The sequence below is a fragment of the Agarivorans sp. B2Z047 genome (assembly GCF_023373605.1).
GTDB classification, from domain to species: Bacteria; Pseudomonadota; Gammaproteobacteria; order Enterobacterales; family Celerinatantimonadaceae; genus Agarivorans; species Agarivorans albus.
Genome location: NZ_CP088080.1, coordinates 4099384 through 4115706, shown reverse-complemented (window position 1 = coordinate 4115706; position 16323 = coordinate 4099384). Strand labels below are relative to the sequence as shown.

Sequence of the window (16323 nt, the reverse complement as noted above, 5' to 3'; positions counted from 1 at the left end):
TTAAGCACTTAGGCTACACTACAGCCAATATGTAATGTGATCTCGATCTCCTTTTGTTCAGCTGAAAAGCTTTGCAGCCTTGCTGTTAAGACGCGGACTAGGGATAACTAGCACAGTTTTTTTAGAGTAAGCTAAACATGGCTAATCCAATTTCAGCACGCAAAGCTTGGGTAAAGGGTTCTTTACCATTGGCTGAGTATGCCGCTTCATGTAATCAAGCTCAGCTTCAGAGCTTATCTCCACAACTTCGTAATCTACGCCAAAATGGTGTAGATGCTTTGGTAGTGCCAGTGCATTGGCGCTACATAGCACCGTTTAGTGCCGAGCAATTAGATCAGGCAGAGTGCTGGGCGTCTCTTAAGCGCTTGTCTGCGCATTTGGTGTCGCATGGCTTTAAGCTGCAATACCAGTTGTTCTTTTCTTCCGATACTCAGCAAGGCACAGAACAACGTCTTCCTGATTGGTTTTGGGGCTCTATGCTGGCGGCATTACCCAAAACTCAAACTGCCGATGCGATTAAGTATGTAAACCAGTATGGTCGCGACAATACCCAAAGCCCAAGTTTATGGGCTGAGGCTGGTTTGGTGGAAATGTTTAGCCACTGGATGGGCTGTTTTGCACAGCACATGGCTGAGTTTGCGCCGCGTTGTGATGCCTTGCTGCTGGGCTTAGGGCCTAATGGTGAGGCATGTATTCCTTGGGGGGAACGTGATGGTCAACCTATCTATCAAAGCTTTAGCCCAACTGCCTTGGCTGCTTTAGCCGAAGACATGCAACAGCAATATGGCTCGCAACAAGCTTGGTTGAGTTTGTGGGAGCTAAATGGCGATACACCTTGGCAAGAACAATTGGCCGAAACGCTAAGCCGTTGTTACAAGAACAAAACAAGCAATACCTGTTTTAAAGAGTTTAATGCATGGTATGCCAGTAATTGGCAAGCTTATGTGGGTAATGTGTTGGCAGTCGCTGAGCAGCAGTTTACCGATGCATGGTCACACAGCCAGTTGTGTTTAACCATTCCTATGCCAGAGCTTACCGCAAGCGATCATCCGTGGCTGGGTTGTTTAACCGGGATTAATCCGCAGCCGTGGTTAGACCGCCCACAATTGCTTGATTACCAAATCGCTCAGCTAGAGTATTGGCATGTGCAAGCTGGCGGTCGTTTGTTGATTGTGGCCAGCGGCGCCGAATCAAGCCATGCAACTCGCGTTAATCAAGCCTTACTTACTGCAATGCGTAAGTTAAAAATACCGGCCTTGGTACAAAACTCTCAGCCACAGGCCTTGGCTAGCCATCCTGGCTGGGATCAGCTTTATCACTCGGTATTACACGGTAGCGGGTTTGAAGGCTGGATCTTTAACGATATGTCTCAGTTAAATGAGCAGGCCATTGTTAAAGGGCGTTTGTCGCAACTTAATAAGTTTAAGTATCAAATTGCCGAAACTAAGCAATTGGGCAAAAAGCAGTTCCGGGTAATGGGGCCTTTGCATCTTAAAGTGGCCAACCAAAAGCAATTGCTGGATGAAGAAAACTGGAAACAGTTTGAGGCGCAATTACGCCAGCTTCGTAGTATTGGCGTTACCGCCATTTCTACCGATATTTGGTGGGGCTTGGTTGAAGGAGACAAACCTGGCAAGTTTGACTGGAGTTATTACGACCGCGTAGTAAGCCTGCTTAAGCGTTTAGGTTTGCAATGGGTACCTATTTTGTCGTTCCACCAGGCGGGTGGCAATGTGAACGATGACTTTATGCAAGCCATTCCCCTTTGGTTGTGGGGCCGTTTGCTGGAAAGTAACGATCAGCTTAACTCGGTGCAAGATCTGCAATATGTATCGGAAACCGGCGATGCTTCTATGGAGTATGTATCGTTATGGGCCGATGAGTTTGTGATGCCTTATTACCAGCGCTTTATGGAAGCCTTTAAACAGCATTACATTAACCAAGCTGGCTTAATGGATGAAATCAACGTAAGCCTTGGCCCTGCAGGAGAGCTGCGTTATCCAAGTTACAACGCCCACGATTGGGGCAATTATCCTAACCGTGGCACCTTGCAGTGTTATAGCCGCTTAGCAAAACAAGACTGGTTACGTTATTTAAAAGAGAAGTATCACAGTATTGCAGCACTTAATGGCAGTTTCGGTTTTACTTGGGAAAGCTTCGAGCAAGCCGAAATTCCAGATGCAGATTGGTTATTTAGCCACAAGCGCTACATCCATAATGCGTGGGCGCGGGAGTTTTTAACCTGGTATCACAAAGCCTTGGTTGCTCATGGTCGACGCATTTTTGAAAATGCACTGAGTGTGTTTGACGATGATTCATTTGGCCAAGTGCCTATTGGCATTAAAATTCCGGGGATTCACTGGGTTGTAAGCGATCCCGAGCTGCCACGTGCTGCCGAGATTACCGCTGGCTTAATTGCAGTGCACCCAACCTTAAGCAGCAATAACCAGCAAGAGTACTTAGGTTTGCTTAAAGCCTTGTTGCCAGAAGGCAAGCAAGCGCGTGCCGCGATTCATTTCACTTGTTTAGAAATGATAAACAAAGACTATGAAGGTTATTCGCGTGCAGCTGATTTAGTGGACTGGATGGCCGATGCAGCAGACGAATGCCAAGTATCACTGATGGGTGAAAATGCACTTGCCGGTGAGTTATATGGCGAGCAGGGTTGGAAGCAAATGGCGCGTGCGTTAACGCGCGCACCTGGCTACGATGGGTTAACCTTGTTAAGAATGCAAAACTTCTTTGATGATGAGCCAACGCCAATGCGTGAGCTAAGAAAGCTGATTAACCGCATTAGCTGATAGGTGAGTAATATTGATTAAGCGCAGCGACTAAGCTGCGCTTTTTTTATGCCTAGCGTCTGCTCAGCATTGGCGAGTGATTTAGCCAAACTTAAATAATGAGGATGGTGGCAATAAACACCAAAAGGCGAGATAGCTCGGTAGCCGTGTTTAGCGTAAAACTGGATGGCTTGAGTGTTTGAGTTACGGGTGGCTAAATTAATTTGTTGATAACCCAGGGTTACAGCGTACTGCTCTAGCGCTTGCAAAATGACCTTACCCAATCCAGCCTGATGCGAGTAAATTCGCTTCATTTCACAAATACCTGGTTGTAGATACCTAAAACCACCGCAGGCGAGGGCTACACCCTTACGTTTAACTAATAGAAATACTGCATCTTCAGCTAAGAACTCACTTTCATTAAAACATTCAACCGCGCTGTTTCCAGTTAATTTCATTAAGGAATCGGCTTGGGCTTTTAACAGTTGTTTACTTTGTTCGCTGTTAGGATTTTCATGGCAAATTTCTATCATTGTTTTGTCAAAAATTTAATCAATACATAGACATAATTAGTGCTAGTCTTACTAACAAATGCTGCATATAGGTTAAAAACAAATGATATTTCCCTTACATTTTGAATGGGTTTAAGTTCTGCTAATTTTGTATTTTTGGGTTTATTTGTCTGATTTTTGCCGTTAGTTTGATTTAATCATCTATTGTTGGCGTTGGCTTTCACGTAAAGTGCGTCGCAATTAGAGCTTGGGAGGAATTATGATCACGATAGAGTTGCTGGTGGTATTAGCAGCCATATTTTTAGGTGCGCGCTTAGGTGGCATTGGAATTGGTTTTGCGGGTGGTTTAGGGGTATTGGTGCTTACTCTTGGCTTGGGTATGAGCCCCGGCACTATTCCTATTGAAGTGATCCTAATTATTATGTCGGTGATTGCAGCCATTGCTGCAATGCAAGTAGCTGGTGGTTTGCAATATTTGGTGAATATTGCGGAGCGGGTACTACGAAGTAACCCTAAGCAAGTTACCTTTCTTGCGCCGATTGTTACCTACATTATGACCTTGTTTGCCGGTACTGGGCATACGGCATTTTCTACCCTTCCAGTAATTGCAGAAGTGGCTAAAGAGCAGGGCATTCGCCCATCACGCCCTTTAAGCATTGCAGTTGTTGCCTCGCAAATCGCCATTACAGCATCGCCGATTTCGGCGGCTGTGGTACTGATGAGCGGCATGTTAGAAGACAAAGGCGTTGGCTATATTAGCCTGCTACTTATTTGTATTCCTGCCACGTTTTTAGCTTGTATGGTAGGAGCCTTTGTTGCCCAGTTTATGGGTAAAGAGCTTAAAGATGACCCAATCTATCAAGAACGTTTAGACCACGGTTTAGTGAGTCAGCGAGATAAACAAGGTAAAGCTTTACCGGCCAGTGCTAAGCGCTCAGTTCTTATATTTTTAGTGGCTATTGTAGCGGTAGTGTTTTACGCAACGGCGATTAGTGATGCGGTTGGTTTAATTGAAAACCCAAGCTTGCCACGTAACGAAGCAATCATGGTGTTTATGCTAACTGCGGCCACTGCCATTGCACTGTTTTGTAAAATTGATACTGGTGAAGTGCTTAATGCCGCAACCTTTAAATCGGGCATGAGTGCTTGTATTTGTGTATTGGGTGTAGCGTGGCTGGGCGATACCTTTGTATCAGGCCATTTAGATGAAATTAAAGCCTTGTCGGGTGGTTTGTTAGAAGATCATCCGTGGATGTTGGCGCTTATTCTATTTTTCGCCAGTATGTTGCTGTACTCACAAGCGGCAACCACGGCAGCCTTAATGCCTTCGGCCTTTATGTTAGGTGTTAGTCCAGAAGCGGCCATTGCTTCGTTTGCAGCAGTAAGTGCGCTGTTTGTATTGCCTACTTACCCAACCTTATTAGCGGCCGTAGAAATGGATGACACCGGTTCTACCCGTATTGGGAAATGGGTATTTAACCATCCCTTCTTTGTGCCAGGTGTCGCTACTATTACCAGTTCGGTGATACTCGGCTTTGTGTTTGCCGGCATTATTTTATAAGTGCTTAAGCTATGGCGTTTTGCTTGTTCCAGCAAAACGCCATGGCAAGTTGTTTCGGTAATTACTTATTGAAAATATAAAGGTTTATGCTCTTTAAACTGTCGGGATGGCGCTTAATACAGGCCTTGCTGAGGGAGGGGGAAACCAGCTAATCACAACACTCTTAAATCCGTTTGTTACCAAGGCTTTGCCATCTTGCTTGGCGGTGGTGCGATAGCGAATATTTAGTAATAATGCTACCCAGAATTACTTTGCTGCACTGCAACTATCGGGTAGATACCATATACTAGACACCAACCACTCAAACTATCTTCTACACCGAGAGATTAATGGACGTAGAGCTACTCGAAGTTCGCAATTTTATTAGCCAATACCCTCCCTTTGACCAATTGCCCGAAGAAGCAATTATCGAAGTCGCAAAAAGTGTTGAGATATCTTATTACCGCGCAGGCAATATGATTATCGAGTTTGGCGATAACATTCATGATCTCTTTATGATACGCAGCGGGGTGGTGGAAATTTACCGCCGCACCGGCGAGTTATATAACCGCTTAGATCAGGGCGGGGTGTTTGGACAAATGGGCTTGTTAACCAACAACAAGGTCCGTTTCCCTGCCAAGGCGATTAAAGACACACTGCTATATTGTATTCCCGAAAACATCTTTGAGGAGTTCTGCGAGCGTTACGATGTATTTGCCGACTTTGTGGAAGTTGAAGGTACTATTCGTTTACAACAAGCGGTTGAAGATAACAGTGATGACGCCAACTCCTTAACCACATCAAAGGTTAAAACTATTCTTAGTAGCGAACCGGTGATGTTAGCGTCGACTACCTCAATTCAAGATGTAGCCAAAATGATGTCTGAAGAGAATGTTTCAGCCGCCTTGATTAATGACCCCAATTTGTCTGACGAGGGTGGTGAAAGCTTTGTTGGCATTATTACTCAGCGTGATCTTTGCGCCAAAGTCATTGCCCAAGGTTTAGATGTAGAGACTCAGGTCGTTGAGGTAATGTCTACCGAGCTTATTTCTTTAGATCACAATGCTTATATATTCGAAGCCATGTTGCTGATGTTGCGTTACAACGTGCATCACCTGCCTATTTTAAAGAACAAACAACCAATTGGTTTAATTGAAGTTAGCGATATTATTCGTTACGAGTCGCAAAATAGCTTGTTGATTGTGAGCAGTATTTTTCAGCAAAACAGTATCGATGATTTAGTGCTGCTATCGCATCAACTTAAAGATTGTTTTGTAAGGATGATTAACGAAGATGCCAATTCACACATGGTGGGGCGAGCCATGTCGGAAATTGGCCGCAGCTTTAAGCAGCGCTTATTGGAATTAGCGGAAGAAAAGCTAGGACCTCCGCCCGTACCTTATTGCTTTTTGGCTTTAGGTTCGATGGCGAGAGATGAACAGCTGATTGTGACCGACCAAGACAACGCGATTATTCTAGATAACCAATATGTAGAAGTGGAGCACGGGAAGTATTTTGAAGAGCTTGCGCGCTACGTATGTGATGGTTTGGCTGCTTGCGGTTATACCTATTGCAGCGGCGACATAATGGCAACAAATCCGGAGTACCGCAAAACGCAAAGCCAATGGGAAGAATGTTTCGCCGATTGGATTGATAATCCTAACCCGCAAGCATTGCTTAACTGTTCTATTTTCTTTGACCTTAACGGCGTATATGGCAGACCCAAATGGGCTGAGCAGCTAAATGCCTTTATTCTTCGCAAGGCCAAAAAGAACAACCGTTTTCTGGCCTGCTTAGCCAGAAACGCCTTAAATCGCACGCCACCCTTGGGCTTTTTTAAAGATTTTGTGATGGAAAAAGATGGCCGCCATAAAAACTCAATTAACCTAAAACGACGCGGTACAGCGCCGCTGGCGGATCTTATACGGGTACATGGTTTGGCTATTGGCTCGCAGTCTCAGAACTCTTTTGACCGCTTAGAAGACATTATTGAGGCGGGAATTTTGCCGCCTTCAAAAGGTAAAGACTTACAACATGCGATGGAGTTTATTTCTTTAGTGCGGATTCGCCACCAAGCCTTGGACATAGAAGCCAACCAAGAACCTGATAATAATATTGAGCCGGAAAACATGTCTGACTTTGAGAGGCGAAATCTTAAAGATGCCTTTTTGGTATTAAGCAGCGCGCAAAACTTTCTCAAGTTTCGTTACACCGCTAACAGTATGCAGAACAGCTAATGCCGAACCTTAATCAGCAAGAAATTCTTAATTGGAAAGCCTTCTTTAAGATTAAAGCCTTAGAGAGCAAAGATAAGCGTTTGAGCAGCTTTTATAACGCCAGCACTTATCATGCTGATACCAAACTCAAAGACATTGAGTTTGTTGCTTTAGATTTTGAAACCACCGGTTTAGATGCAAAGAAAAACAGCATTATTAGCATTGGTTTGGTGCCATTTACGCTGCAACGAATTGCCTGTAGAGAAGCAAAACATTGGTTTGTTACCCCAGAGGATAAACTAAAAGAAGACTCTATTGTGATTCACGGCATTACCCATTCTGATTTAAAGGGCGCGCCCAGTTTGCTGCGGATTTTAGAGCAGCTACTAGATGAGCTGGCAGGTAAGGTAGTGGTTGTACACTATCGCAGAATTGAACGAGATTTTTTGCATCACACGCTACGCAGCTTGATTAATGAAGGTATTATTTTCCCGTTGGTGGATACCATGCAAATTGAAGCCGACATGTTAGCCGCTCAACCTAAAAAGCTCATAGATTTGCTAAGAAAACCGAAACCCACATCTATTCGGCTGGCTAATACTCGTAGTCGTTATAATTTGCCGGTTTACCCGCCGCATGATGCACTTACCGACGCCATTGCCACCGCCGAATTGCTGCAAGCGCAGATCCATTATCACTTTAGTCCCGATACCCCCATCAACAAACTGTGGTTGTAAAAAAGCCGAGTAGCGTAGGCTTACTCGGCTTTTAGTTGTTAAGGCTTAGAAAGTCTTAACTGCGTTTTTCGGTACGTAGACCCATTAACAAGCTTACACACATCACCAGCAATATGATGGTGAATGGCAAGGCCGTAGAAATGGCGCCCGCCTGTAATGCTTGAATAGCTTCGGTGCCGCCAACCCAAACCAGCGCGGCAGCAATTGCGCCTTCAATGGTCGCCCAGAATACGCGCTGAGGAACCGGAGCATCCACTTTACCGCCAGAGGTAATGCTATCGATAACCAATGAACCAGAGTCTGAAGAGGTTACAAAGAATACCAATACTAAAACGATCGCTAGTAAAGATAAGATGCTGCCCATTGGCAAGGCATCAAACATTTGGAACATAGCTAAAGGCACTTCGGTTAAGCCGTCGGCGCCTAAGGTTCCCACTTTGTTGACGATTTGATCAATCGCAACGCCACCAAATACCGACATCCATAGAGTGGTTACTACCGTAGGTACGATTAGCACGGCAATGATAAACTCACGGATAGTACGGCCACGTGAAATACGCGCAATGAACATGCCTACAAATGGTGACCAAGAAATCCACCAAGCCCAGTAGAACACTGTCCAGCCGTGCATCCATGCTGAGTCTTCACGACCAACAGGGTTACTTAGTGGAATAATGTTTTCGATGTAGCCCATAACGGTGGTTGGCACTGTGCCCATAGAAACCGCAAAGGTGACTAAGGCAACAAATACTACCAAGGCTGCCGCTAGCAACATGTTTACGTTACTAATAACTTTCACGCCGCCGTCAATACCACGAACTACCGATACCACCGCTAATAGTGTCACCAAGAAAATGATGCCTATTTGTAGCAGTAAGCCGTTATCTGCACCAAATACATGGTGGAAACCACTGGCGGCTTGTTGCGCGCCTAAACCTAAAGAGGTTGCTAGGCCAAACAGCGTGGCAAGTACTGCAAGAATATCTACAACGTGTCCAGGCCAACCCCAAGTGCGATCACCCAAAATTGGGTAAAACACCGAGCGCATAGATAACGGTAGGCCTTTGTTAAAGGCAAAAAAGGCTAGTGATAGAGACACCACACCGTAAATGGCCCAAGGGTGTAAGCCCCAGTGGAACATGGTGGCGCCAAGCGCTAATTTAGCTGCTTCTGGCGTATTGGCAGTAACATTTAGTGGTGTTTCGTACCAGCCTGTAAAGTAAGCAACAGGCTCAGCTACGCCCCAAAACATAAGTCCAATGCCCATGCCTGCGGCAAATAGCATGGCTATCCACGACATCATTGAGTAATCGGTTTTGGCGTTTTCACCTCCTAGGCGTATTTTGCCGAAGGGGGATACCACCATTGCTAAGCAGAACAGCACAAATATGTTGGCTGACCACATGAATAAGCCATCAAATGCGCCGATAATTTGCCACTTTATTCCATCTAATGCGGCTTTTGATACGTCTGGATCAACCAGCAGTATGGCTATTAGGAACACACCGATTAAAGACGCGCTTATGCCAAAAACTGGGTTATGTACATCAAAGCCCCATTTTTGAACATTATCTTGTCCGACAGTGTAATCGGTATTATCAATACTGTATTTATCTTTGTTGGTAGTCATTCATCCTCATTTAGCACAACGTCCATGCGATTTTGTATGCCTACTGTACCTTAATAAGCATTAATTTTCAGAAACTAACTCAAAGTAAGCCCTTCTATTAGCTTAGTGTAGGTGTAAGTTAACAAGTAATTGATGAAAGTTTCATTTAGATGAGAGGAATCAAGCAGGATTCTATCAGTTTGGTATTTGAGTATTAATCTTAGCCCCTAGTGTTTAAGGGTGTTTTTCCTTGGTTTTAGCCTCTACAATGAAGCACTAATTTGCTTCAGCCTGAGCAAGGCTTGGGCTTGAATATTACACTTTACTCTCTTAAGGAAGGGCGAATGCGTTTAGTATCGTGGAACGTAAATGGCATTAGAGCAGTGATGAAGAAAGACTTCATGGCTTCGCTAGAATCAATGCAAACCGATGTGCTGTGTTTACAAGAAACCAAAGCACAAGATGATCAAGTGCTTGAAGCCCTAAGTGAGCTAGAGGGATACCATATTTACAGCAACTCGGCGGTTAAAAAAGGTTACTCAGGTACTGCCATTTTAACTAAAGAGAAGCCGCTAAATGTTGAATATGACATGGGTATTGAGGAGCACGACCAAGAGGGGCGGGTAATTGCGGCCGAATACGCCGAGTTTATTTTGGTCACCGTATATACCCCTAACTCTGGTAGTGAGTTAAAACGTCTTGATTACCGCCAGCAATGGGACGCCGATTTCCTCGCTTATCTAAAAGCTTTAGAGGCTCGCAAACCGGTGTTGGTATGTGGCGACTTAAACGTAGCCCATAAAGATATTGATTTGGCTCGTCCAAAACCTAACTACAACAAAAGCGCTGGCTATATGCAGGCAGAAATTGACGGCATTGATAATTTAACCGCCGCTGGTTTTGTTGATACCTTCCGCTTAAAGAAACAGGATGAGGTTAAATACAGCTGGTGGAGTTACCGAGCTGGCGCTCGTGGCCGAAACATTGGCTGGAGAATTGATTACTTCTTGGTGAGTGAAGCCTTTGCAGCTCAAGTTAGTGATGCTGACATTTTGAATGATGTTATGGGCTCTGATCATTGCCCTGTGCAAGTAGATGTTGCGCTTTAATTTTCCCCCGAACTAAATAAAAACGCTGCTTACTATAAGCAGCGTTTTTTGTTTTTACTTGGCGCTTTGGTTGAGCAAGCTTGTTTCTAGTTCAGCAAAGTACTCGCGGGCGTCTTTCATATCACGGTAGCGAGGGTAGCCGTCTTCATCCTCCCAATTGCATGAGCGCTTTACGTATTCTAACCACATTAAGGTTTGTTGCTGTTGGTCTTTGATATAGCTAAGCACGGGCTGTTCAAGTTGCTCTGTCGCTGGATAGTATTGTTTGAGCAGTTGATGAACAGCTTGCTCTCTGCGCAGCTGTTTAACAGAATTCAGATTACAGTACTTAAGTGCGTTTGGGCCAGAATCAGCCAACAGCTGTTTACCGTCGAGTTCATCGCTAACAACTACACTGCTTAGCTTAACAGTTTCTAGATCTAGCATCTTAGTTGAGGCTTGCGCTAACACTGTATAACTAAATGTTTCGGCTTGTACTGTTACTGGGTAGTAATTTAATGAGTGTCCTGGCATCAATAAACTGGCTTCCACTGTACTGCTTGCCTCCAATAGAAATTCACCTTGCTGATTGGATTGTGTCGCCGCTTCCGGTGCAGAAGGGTAGTAAGCAGCAATACCGCTTAAAGGGCTAAAGTTAGCGCTCTCACCTGGGGAAAATAACATGACCGTCCCTTGCACTTGTGGTGTGAGGTAAACGGTTTGAATGGTAGGTACACATGCTAACAATAATGAGCTCAAAGCCATTGTTGCTATAAGGCGAGTTTTGCCAGCAATCATTGCCATTACTTGTTCTCCAATTTCATTGTTAGCTAGGTTTTATACACGGATAGCCACCGCTTAACTTGCATTTGTAAATCAAAACTAGGCGAGTGTTACTGTTTTAGCCTAAGCCTAAGCCTAAGCCTAAGCCTTCGGGCAGCGTTTGTGGCTTATTTCTAATGCGTTTCCGGCTTGTCATCTAGGCTCGCTACACATTAAAGCTTTTGCCTTGTACATATAAGCCGCAAAAATCAGCTCGAAAGGTCAACAGCCCCTAGTAAATGCGTTAAGCTAATCGTTCGCTTAACAGTAGCAGTTTTAGCCATGAAGAAGCCAATCCCCGACGCCAAATACTACGACATTGTTCCGCCTGATATGAATTACCTTTATTTTGAAGGCGCTAATCAATATCCGTTTCAGCCCAACAATACCGAGTTCTCAGAGGTAAATGCTTGGTGGTTGGCCGAATGTTCACTGCTTGCTTATTGTCACCCAGGTTTTGCTCGAATGGCTTTTAAACTAGCTGGCTTTGAGCAGTTTACTTTTTTTGAGGGCACCGGCACAGAATGCATGGCTGCTGGTAATGATGAAGCCTTAATTATTGCCTTTCGCGGCACAGAGCTTAAATCTTTGTCTGCCTTATACGAGTTAAAAACAGACTTAGACAGCATGCCTGTAGCTTTTGCAGAGGGTGGAAAAGTACATCAAGGTTTTGCCAAAGCGCTCGACGAAGTTTGGAGTGGCGAGCAAGGCTTACAGCAGTTTATTGAGCAGCAGATAGTAGACTTCCCAGACCGCCCTATTTGGCTTACCGGACATAGCTTGGGTGGTGCTTTAGCAAGCTTATGTTTTGCTAAAGTGCCACAAGCAACGGGTTTATATATTTATGGTTCTCCCAGAGTCGGTAATCAACAATTTATTGAGCAGATTAATCACCGGCCTATTTGGCGAGTAGAACACGCCAAAGATCCTATCCCGATGTTACCGCCTAATTTGCCCGCGATAAGCTTTGGTTTTGAGGATGTTGGCGAGCTGGTTTACATTCACAGTAATCAGCAAATAGATTACCAACGACCGGAAAAGAGCCCTACCGAGTATAAAGCGCTTATTGTTAATACTTTTAAAGCTCAAGAACAACGCCGTAAGAGTTTGAGTGTTGATCTTACCGAGATAAACCAGCACTTACTTGAGTCATTTAAAGAATGGCGAGATAACCTTAAACAGTGGCAAGCCGACAGCAAAATTAGTTTTACCGATCACATGCCCATCTATTACTGCGTAAAGCTTTGGAATAACTTACCAGAGTAAAATCACTTTGGTGCTAGTGGTTGGGGTAAATAAGGGAGCTTAGTTACCACTGGCTGCTCACCCGCATAACCAAGTCTAATCGCCAGACTTAGTGTTTGCTCGTTTAAGCAATATTGATCTTCAACAAGCTAGAGCCTCATTTGCGCTAGAGTGGCCACTTAATGTACTAATTCCAACTATGATTAAAGTATCAATAACCTTTAGGTTTGAGAACTAAATGCTAAGGAGGCATCTAATGAGCACTCAAATTAGCAGTTTCATGGAAACCAATGTAATCGGAGTTGCGCTGGACGATTCGATTGAAAAAGTATGCCAAGTATTAGATGACAACAAGCTTTGTTGCGTTCCAGTCTTTAGCCCTGATGGCGCCATTTTTGGCGTAATTAGTGCGAGTGATTTAGTGCACTTTAGTACCCAGCGCGCTAATCCAAAGTTGGAACATGCTTGGGAATTGTGTACACATCGGGTGATAGAGGTTGCGCCTGATATTAGTATTCAGCAAGCCGCAGAAATTATGAGTTATGAAAAGATCCATCACCTTATTGTTACCGAAGGTTCGGCCTGTGTTGGCATTGTCTCCGCCTCTGATGTATTAAGTGCTTTCTTAAAAACAGAGTTTATCTAGTTACTCTAGTTATGGTTGAGAGAGTTCCTATCTTTGCTGGTGCCTGTATAGCAATAGGTAAACACTGCAATTAGTTTCATACATTTCAAGCTGCTCATAAAAACTTTGACTATTATAGAGTTGTTAGTGATTTTTTTATCACTAGGGCTTGTGGATGGTTTAATTTCAAGTCTCTTATGGATATTGCTTTAGTTAGCAATGGTAGTTAGTCACTAAGGAAGCGACTGTATGAAAAAATTAAGAATCGAAACTTATCAGCTAGATACCGGAAGCCTTTCTGACTCGGTCAATTTGCCCATATACATCGCAAAAACTCTATTTAAATGTTTACCGCCTAAATTGGCTGCTTATTTCTCCGATGACGCCGATAGCTTGGCAACCCTAAAAGCGTCGCTGCTGAGTCGCGATAGTTCTGGGGTGATCCTCGAAATAGAAGATATTGAAGACAATGAGCGTGTTGTATTTAAAGTGATTTAATTTAATGCTGATCATGAGACTTCGCATGCAGCGATTAAGGCCTAGTGACTTAAATCGCTAGTGTTGGACTTGGCGCTCCACCCAAGTCGCAATTTGGTCAAGCGAGTTGTCGGCAAACATGCTTTTGCCAAAAAACTCAATCATTAAGATATGCGCGATTCCGGGGCTTTGAGTATTCCAAAACCAGGACTGCAATAGCCCATGACTGGCTCCAGAAAACTGCTTAATGCTTAGCAGCTCCGGATCGTTGTGGGCGAAGGCTTGGCGATAATGGTAAATGCTATCGTTGATATCAACATTAAGATCGTCTTGTCCAAAAGCTGCGAGAATAGGAATGTCTATTTGGCTTAACTCTGAGCTTGCGTCATTCATCCAGTTTTTTGCGATAAAACCGTAACGAGCTTCATCGTTAAACAAGCCCTCATTATAGTTGGGATCGCTTGTGAGCATATCTTGGTGTGCGCTTTGGTAAGCCGCGAAAGACAAGTTTTGTTTTACTGCTTGAGTGAGCAAGGAATCAGGTAGCGTTTTATAGAATTCTGGATTACTGCCAGTACCATTATTGATGCTGCGATGGTATTGGCCTTGGCGCAACCAGTTAATCGCGGTGCCTACAAACACAGCGAAATCAACCTGATGCTGTTGATTGCTTATTTTAGGCAGTACCCAGCCAGCTTGACTAAAGCCCATTAAACCGATGTGTTGCTGGTCGATAACGGCATTTTGCGTGCGTAGGTAGCTTATTGCATTTCTTACAATCTCCGCTCGCTCTTCCATAGAATGCTCTAACCAGTTTCCACTTGAGCCACCAACACCGGGTTTATCCCAACTTAAAGTAGCAATGCCTCGTTTAGCAAACTCGGTCCATATGGGTTTGTAATAGCCATAGGCATCATAAGGCATCGCACCGTCGCCGTGTACTAGCACAACAACTGGGTAAGGGCCTGGAAGATCGGTGGGAGTAATTAGTGAGCCACTTATCTTAAGCTCACCAGAGGGGAAACTAATTTTCTTTTCATTAACTTGAGGTGAATCATCTAAGCAGGAAAATACCACCCCAATGATGAGGAGTAACAAACCATAGCGATAAACCGTTGATCTGCTCATGCTTTAATGTCCCTTGTTAAGCGTTTAGCTGCCTTACATTAAGTTAGTGATTATTATTATGAAACTAATACGCTAAATCTTTTGTATAGAACTGTCGTCTTCTTGTTTAAGCCGTGGCCGATATGTCAGCGTTTGTAGCGAAATATGGCTAGTGAGACTTGCTTAGCGAGATATGTTGATAGAATAAAAAAACGCTGCAAAAGCAGCGTCTTTGATGCGTTAAGAGTGCAGAGTTATTTAACTCTACACAAAAAGCCTTTTAGGTAGTGACCTTCTGGGTAGGGGCCACCAACTGGGTGATCTTCGGCTTGCTCTAGGGTTTTAAGAAACTGCATTTCTCGTTTGGCATCAATGGCTGCATCGGCCACGATTTTTTGGAACAAGCTAGTTGGCATAAGGCCAGAACAGGAGTAAGTCAGCAATATTCCACCAGGACGTAACATCTGCATAGCAAGCATGTTGATGTCTTTGTAACCTCGGCTGGCGCGATTTAAGCTGGCTTTACTATCAACAAATTTTGGTGGGTCTAGCACTATCATGTCGAATTGCTCATCGCAATCGCGGTAGGCGCGCAGTTGCTTAAATACATCGGCGTTTAGCTGGGTTATTTTGCTAGCGTCTAAGTCATTTAACTCAACGTTTTTGGCGGCTATCTCTAACGCGGCGTCAGAGACATCTACGTTGACCACCTTTTTAGCGCCGCCGGCGAGGGCATAGGTGCCAAAGCCGCCGGTGTAACAAAAACAGTTAAGTATTTTTTTGCCTTTGGCGAGCAGGCCAACCAGTTTGCGGTTATTGCGTTGATCAAGGTAATAACCGGTTTTATGGCCGGTTTCTACGTTAATGAGTAGGCGCAAACCGTTTTCTTTTATTTCCATTGGTTGAGTTGGTAGCTCACCATGAATCAGCCCTTGTTGAGGAGCTAAACCTTCTTTTTTGCGAACATCTACGTCTGAGCGCTCGTAGATAACATCATCTGGAAAGCTATGTTTTAGCGCTTCAATAAGGTTGGCGCGCTGAAACTCTGCACCAGCACTTAGTAGCTGTAATACCAATACATTTGCATAGCGATCAATGGTGATGCCTGGTAGGCCATCGTTTTCACCAGCAACTAAACGATAAGCGTTAGTATCGGCAAACTCACCGAGAATTTGTCGAGCCGCTTGGGCATCTTCTAAGCGGTCAATAAAAAACTGTTTATCAATCTCTTGCTGTTGTTCAAAGCTCCAAACTCGAGCTCTAATTTGCGATTCTGGCGAGTAGGCAGCAGTAGCCAGATATTTCCCTTCGGCGCTGTAAACTTCTACGGTTTCGCCAGAAAGTGGCTTGCCCGATACTTTATGAATGCCGTTTGAAAAAATCCAAGGGTGACGACGTAACAAAGCTTTGTCGCGCTTGGCCTTAAGGGTGATGATGCCGCTCATGTTCTGCTTCCTAATGATTAATGCCGCGCATTATAAGCGCCATGCTTAGCAAAACCCAAGTATAGTCTGGCTTTATTACTCGTTGGCAGGTTTACTCGGTTTATTAGGCGATGAAAAAGC

Annotated in this window: 13 protein-coding genes; 8 read left to right on the top strand and 5 right to left on the bottom strand. The window is 44.3% G+C overall.

All coding sequences use genetic code 11. The features are described from left to right. The first annotated feature begins 137 nt into the window (after nucleotides 1-137). Nucleotides 138-2801, top strand: a complete 2664-nt coding sequence (locus LQZ07_RS18840; RefSeq protein ID WP_152781992.1) for a family 14 glycosylhydrolase — start codon at nucleotides 138-140, stop codon at nucleotides 2799-2801. A 17-nt stretch (nucleotides 2802-2818) separates the two neighbouring features. Here the strand turns inward: LQZ07_RS18840 and LQZ07_RS18835 are convergent, their stop codons facing one another. Further along, on the bottom strand, nucleotides 2819-3238 hold the full coding sequence (locus LQZ07_RS18835) for a GNAT family N-acetyltransferase (RefSeq protein ID WP_194164115.1): 420 nt from the start codon (nucleotides 3236-3238) through the stop codon (nucleotides 2819-2821). 313 nt (nucleotides 3239-3551) lie between these two features. Between LQZ07_RS18835 and LQZ07_RS18830 the strand changes: the two genes are divergently transcribed. From LQZ07_RS18830 to LQZ07_RS18820, 3 genes are all read left to right on the top strand, one after another. Further along, complete coding sequence (locus tag LQZ07_RS18830; protein WP_152781988.1) at nucleotides 3552-4853, top strand: anaerobic C4-dicarboxylate transporter; 1302 nt, start codon at nucleotides 3552-3554, stop codon at nucleotides 4851-4853. A gap of 329 nt (nucleotides 4854-5182) precedes the next feature. After that, complete coding sequence (locus tag LQZ07_RS18825; RefSeq protein ID WP_152781986.1) at nucleotides 5183-7069, top strand: DUF294 nucleotidyltransferase-like domain-containing protein; 1887 nt, start codon at nucleotides 5183-5185, stop codon at nucleotides 7067-7069. Next, nucleotides 7069-7785: a 3'-5' exonuclease gene (locus LQZ07_RS18820; RefSeq protein WP_152781984.1), complete on the top strand. Its 717-nt coding sequence runs from the start codon at nucleotides 7069-7071 to the stop codon at nucleotides 7783-7785. Before LQZ07_RS18825 ends, LQZ07_RS18820 begins: the two co-directional genes overlap by 1 nt. A gap of 55 nt (nucleotides 7786-7840) precedes the next feature. Here the strand turns inward: LQZ07_RS18820 and LQZ07_RS18815 are convergent, their stop codons facing one another. Further along, nucleotides 7841-9415, bottom strand: coding sequence for a BCCT family transporter (locus LQZ07_RS18815; RefSeq protein ID WP_016402966.1), 1575 nt, complete (start codon nucleotides 9413-9415; stop codon nucleotides 7841-7843). A gap of 323 nt (nucleotides 9416-9738) precedes the next feature. Here LQZ07_RS18815 and LQZ07_RS18810 point away from each other — a divergent pair, with 323 nt between their 5' ends. After that, nucleotides 9739-10503, top strand: a complete 765-nt coding sequence (locus LQZ07_RS18810) for an exodeoxyribonuclease III (protein WP_152781982.1) — start codon at nucleotides 9739-9741, stop codon at nucleotides 10501-10503. A 54-nt stretch (nucleotides 10504-10557) separates the two neighbouring features. On the opposite strand, the gene LQZ07_RS18805 is transcribed toward LQZ07_RS18810, so the two are convergent. Then, nucleotides 10558-11286, bottom strand: coding sequence for a hypothetical protein (locus LQZ07_RS18805; RefSeq protein ID WP_152781980.1), 729 nt, complete (start codon nucleotides 11284-11286; stop codon nucleotides 10558-10560). A gap of 300 nt (nucleotides 11287-11586) precedes the next feature. Here LQZ07_RS18805 and LQZ07_RS18800 point away from each other — a divergent pair, with 300 nt between their 5' ends. From LQZ07_RS18800 to LQZ07_RS18790, 3 genes are all read left to right on the top strand, one after another. Beyond that, complete coding sequence (locus LQZ07_RS18800) at nucleotides 11587-12570, top strand: lipase family protein (protein ID WP_152781978.1); 984 nt, start codon at nucleotides 11587-11589, stop codon at nucleotides 12568-12570. A 235-nt stretch (nucleotides 12571-12805) separates the two neighbouring features. Beyond that, nucleotides 12806-13195: a cyclic nucleotide-binding/CBS domain-containing protein gene (locus LQZ07_RS18795; RefSeq protein ID WP_194164114.1), complete on the top strand. Its 390-nt coding sequence runs from the start codon at nucleotides 12806-12808 to the stop codon at nucleotides 13193-13195. 228 nt (nucleotides 13196-13423) lie between these two features. Beyond that, the gene (locus LQZ07_RS18790; protein ID WP_016402961.1) at nucleotides 13424-13672 is read left to right on the top strand and encodes a hypothetical protein; all 249 of its coding nucleotides are present in this window, start codon (nucleotides 13424-13426) and stop codon (nucleotides 13670-13672) included. 57 nt (nucleotides 13673-13729) lie between these two features. Here LQZ07_RS18790 and LQZ07_RS18785 read toward each other — a convergent pair whose 3' ends face one another. After that, nucleotides 13730-14779 (bottom strand): S9 family peptidase, encoded by a 1050-nt coding sequence (locus LQZ07_RS18785; protein ID WP_152781975.1) that lies wholly within the window; start codon nucleotides 14777-14779, stop codon nucleotides 13730-13732. Nucleotides 14780-15012: 233 nt separating this feature from the next. Continuing rightward, nucleotides 15013-16203 carry a class I SAM-dependent rRNA methyltransferase gene (locus tag LQZ07_RS18780; RefSeq protein WP_152781973.1) on the bottom strand — a complete coding sequence of 397 codons (1191 nt, stop codon included), beginning with the start codon at nucleotides 16201-16203 and terminating at the stop codon, nucleotides 15013-15015. Nucleotides 16204-16323: the final 120 nt, after the last annotated feature.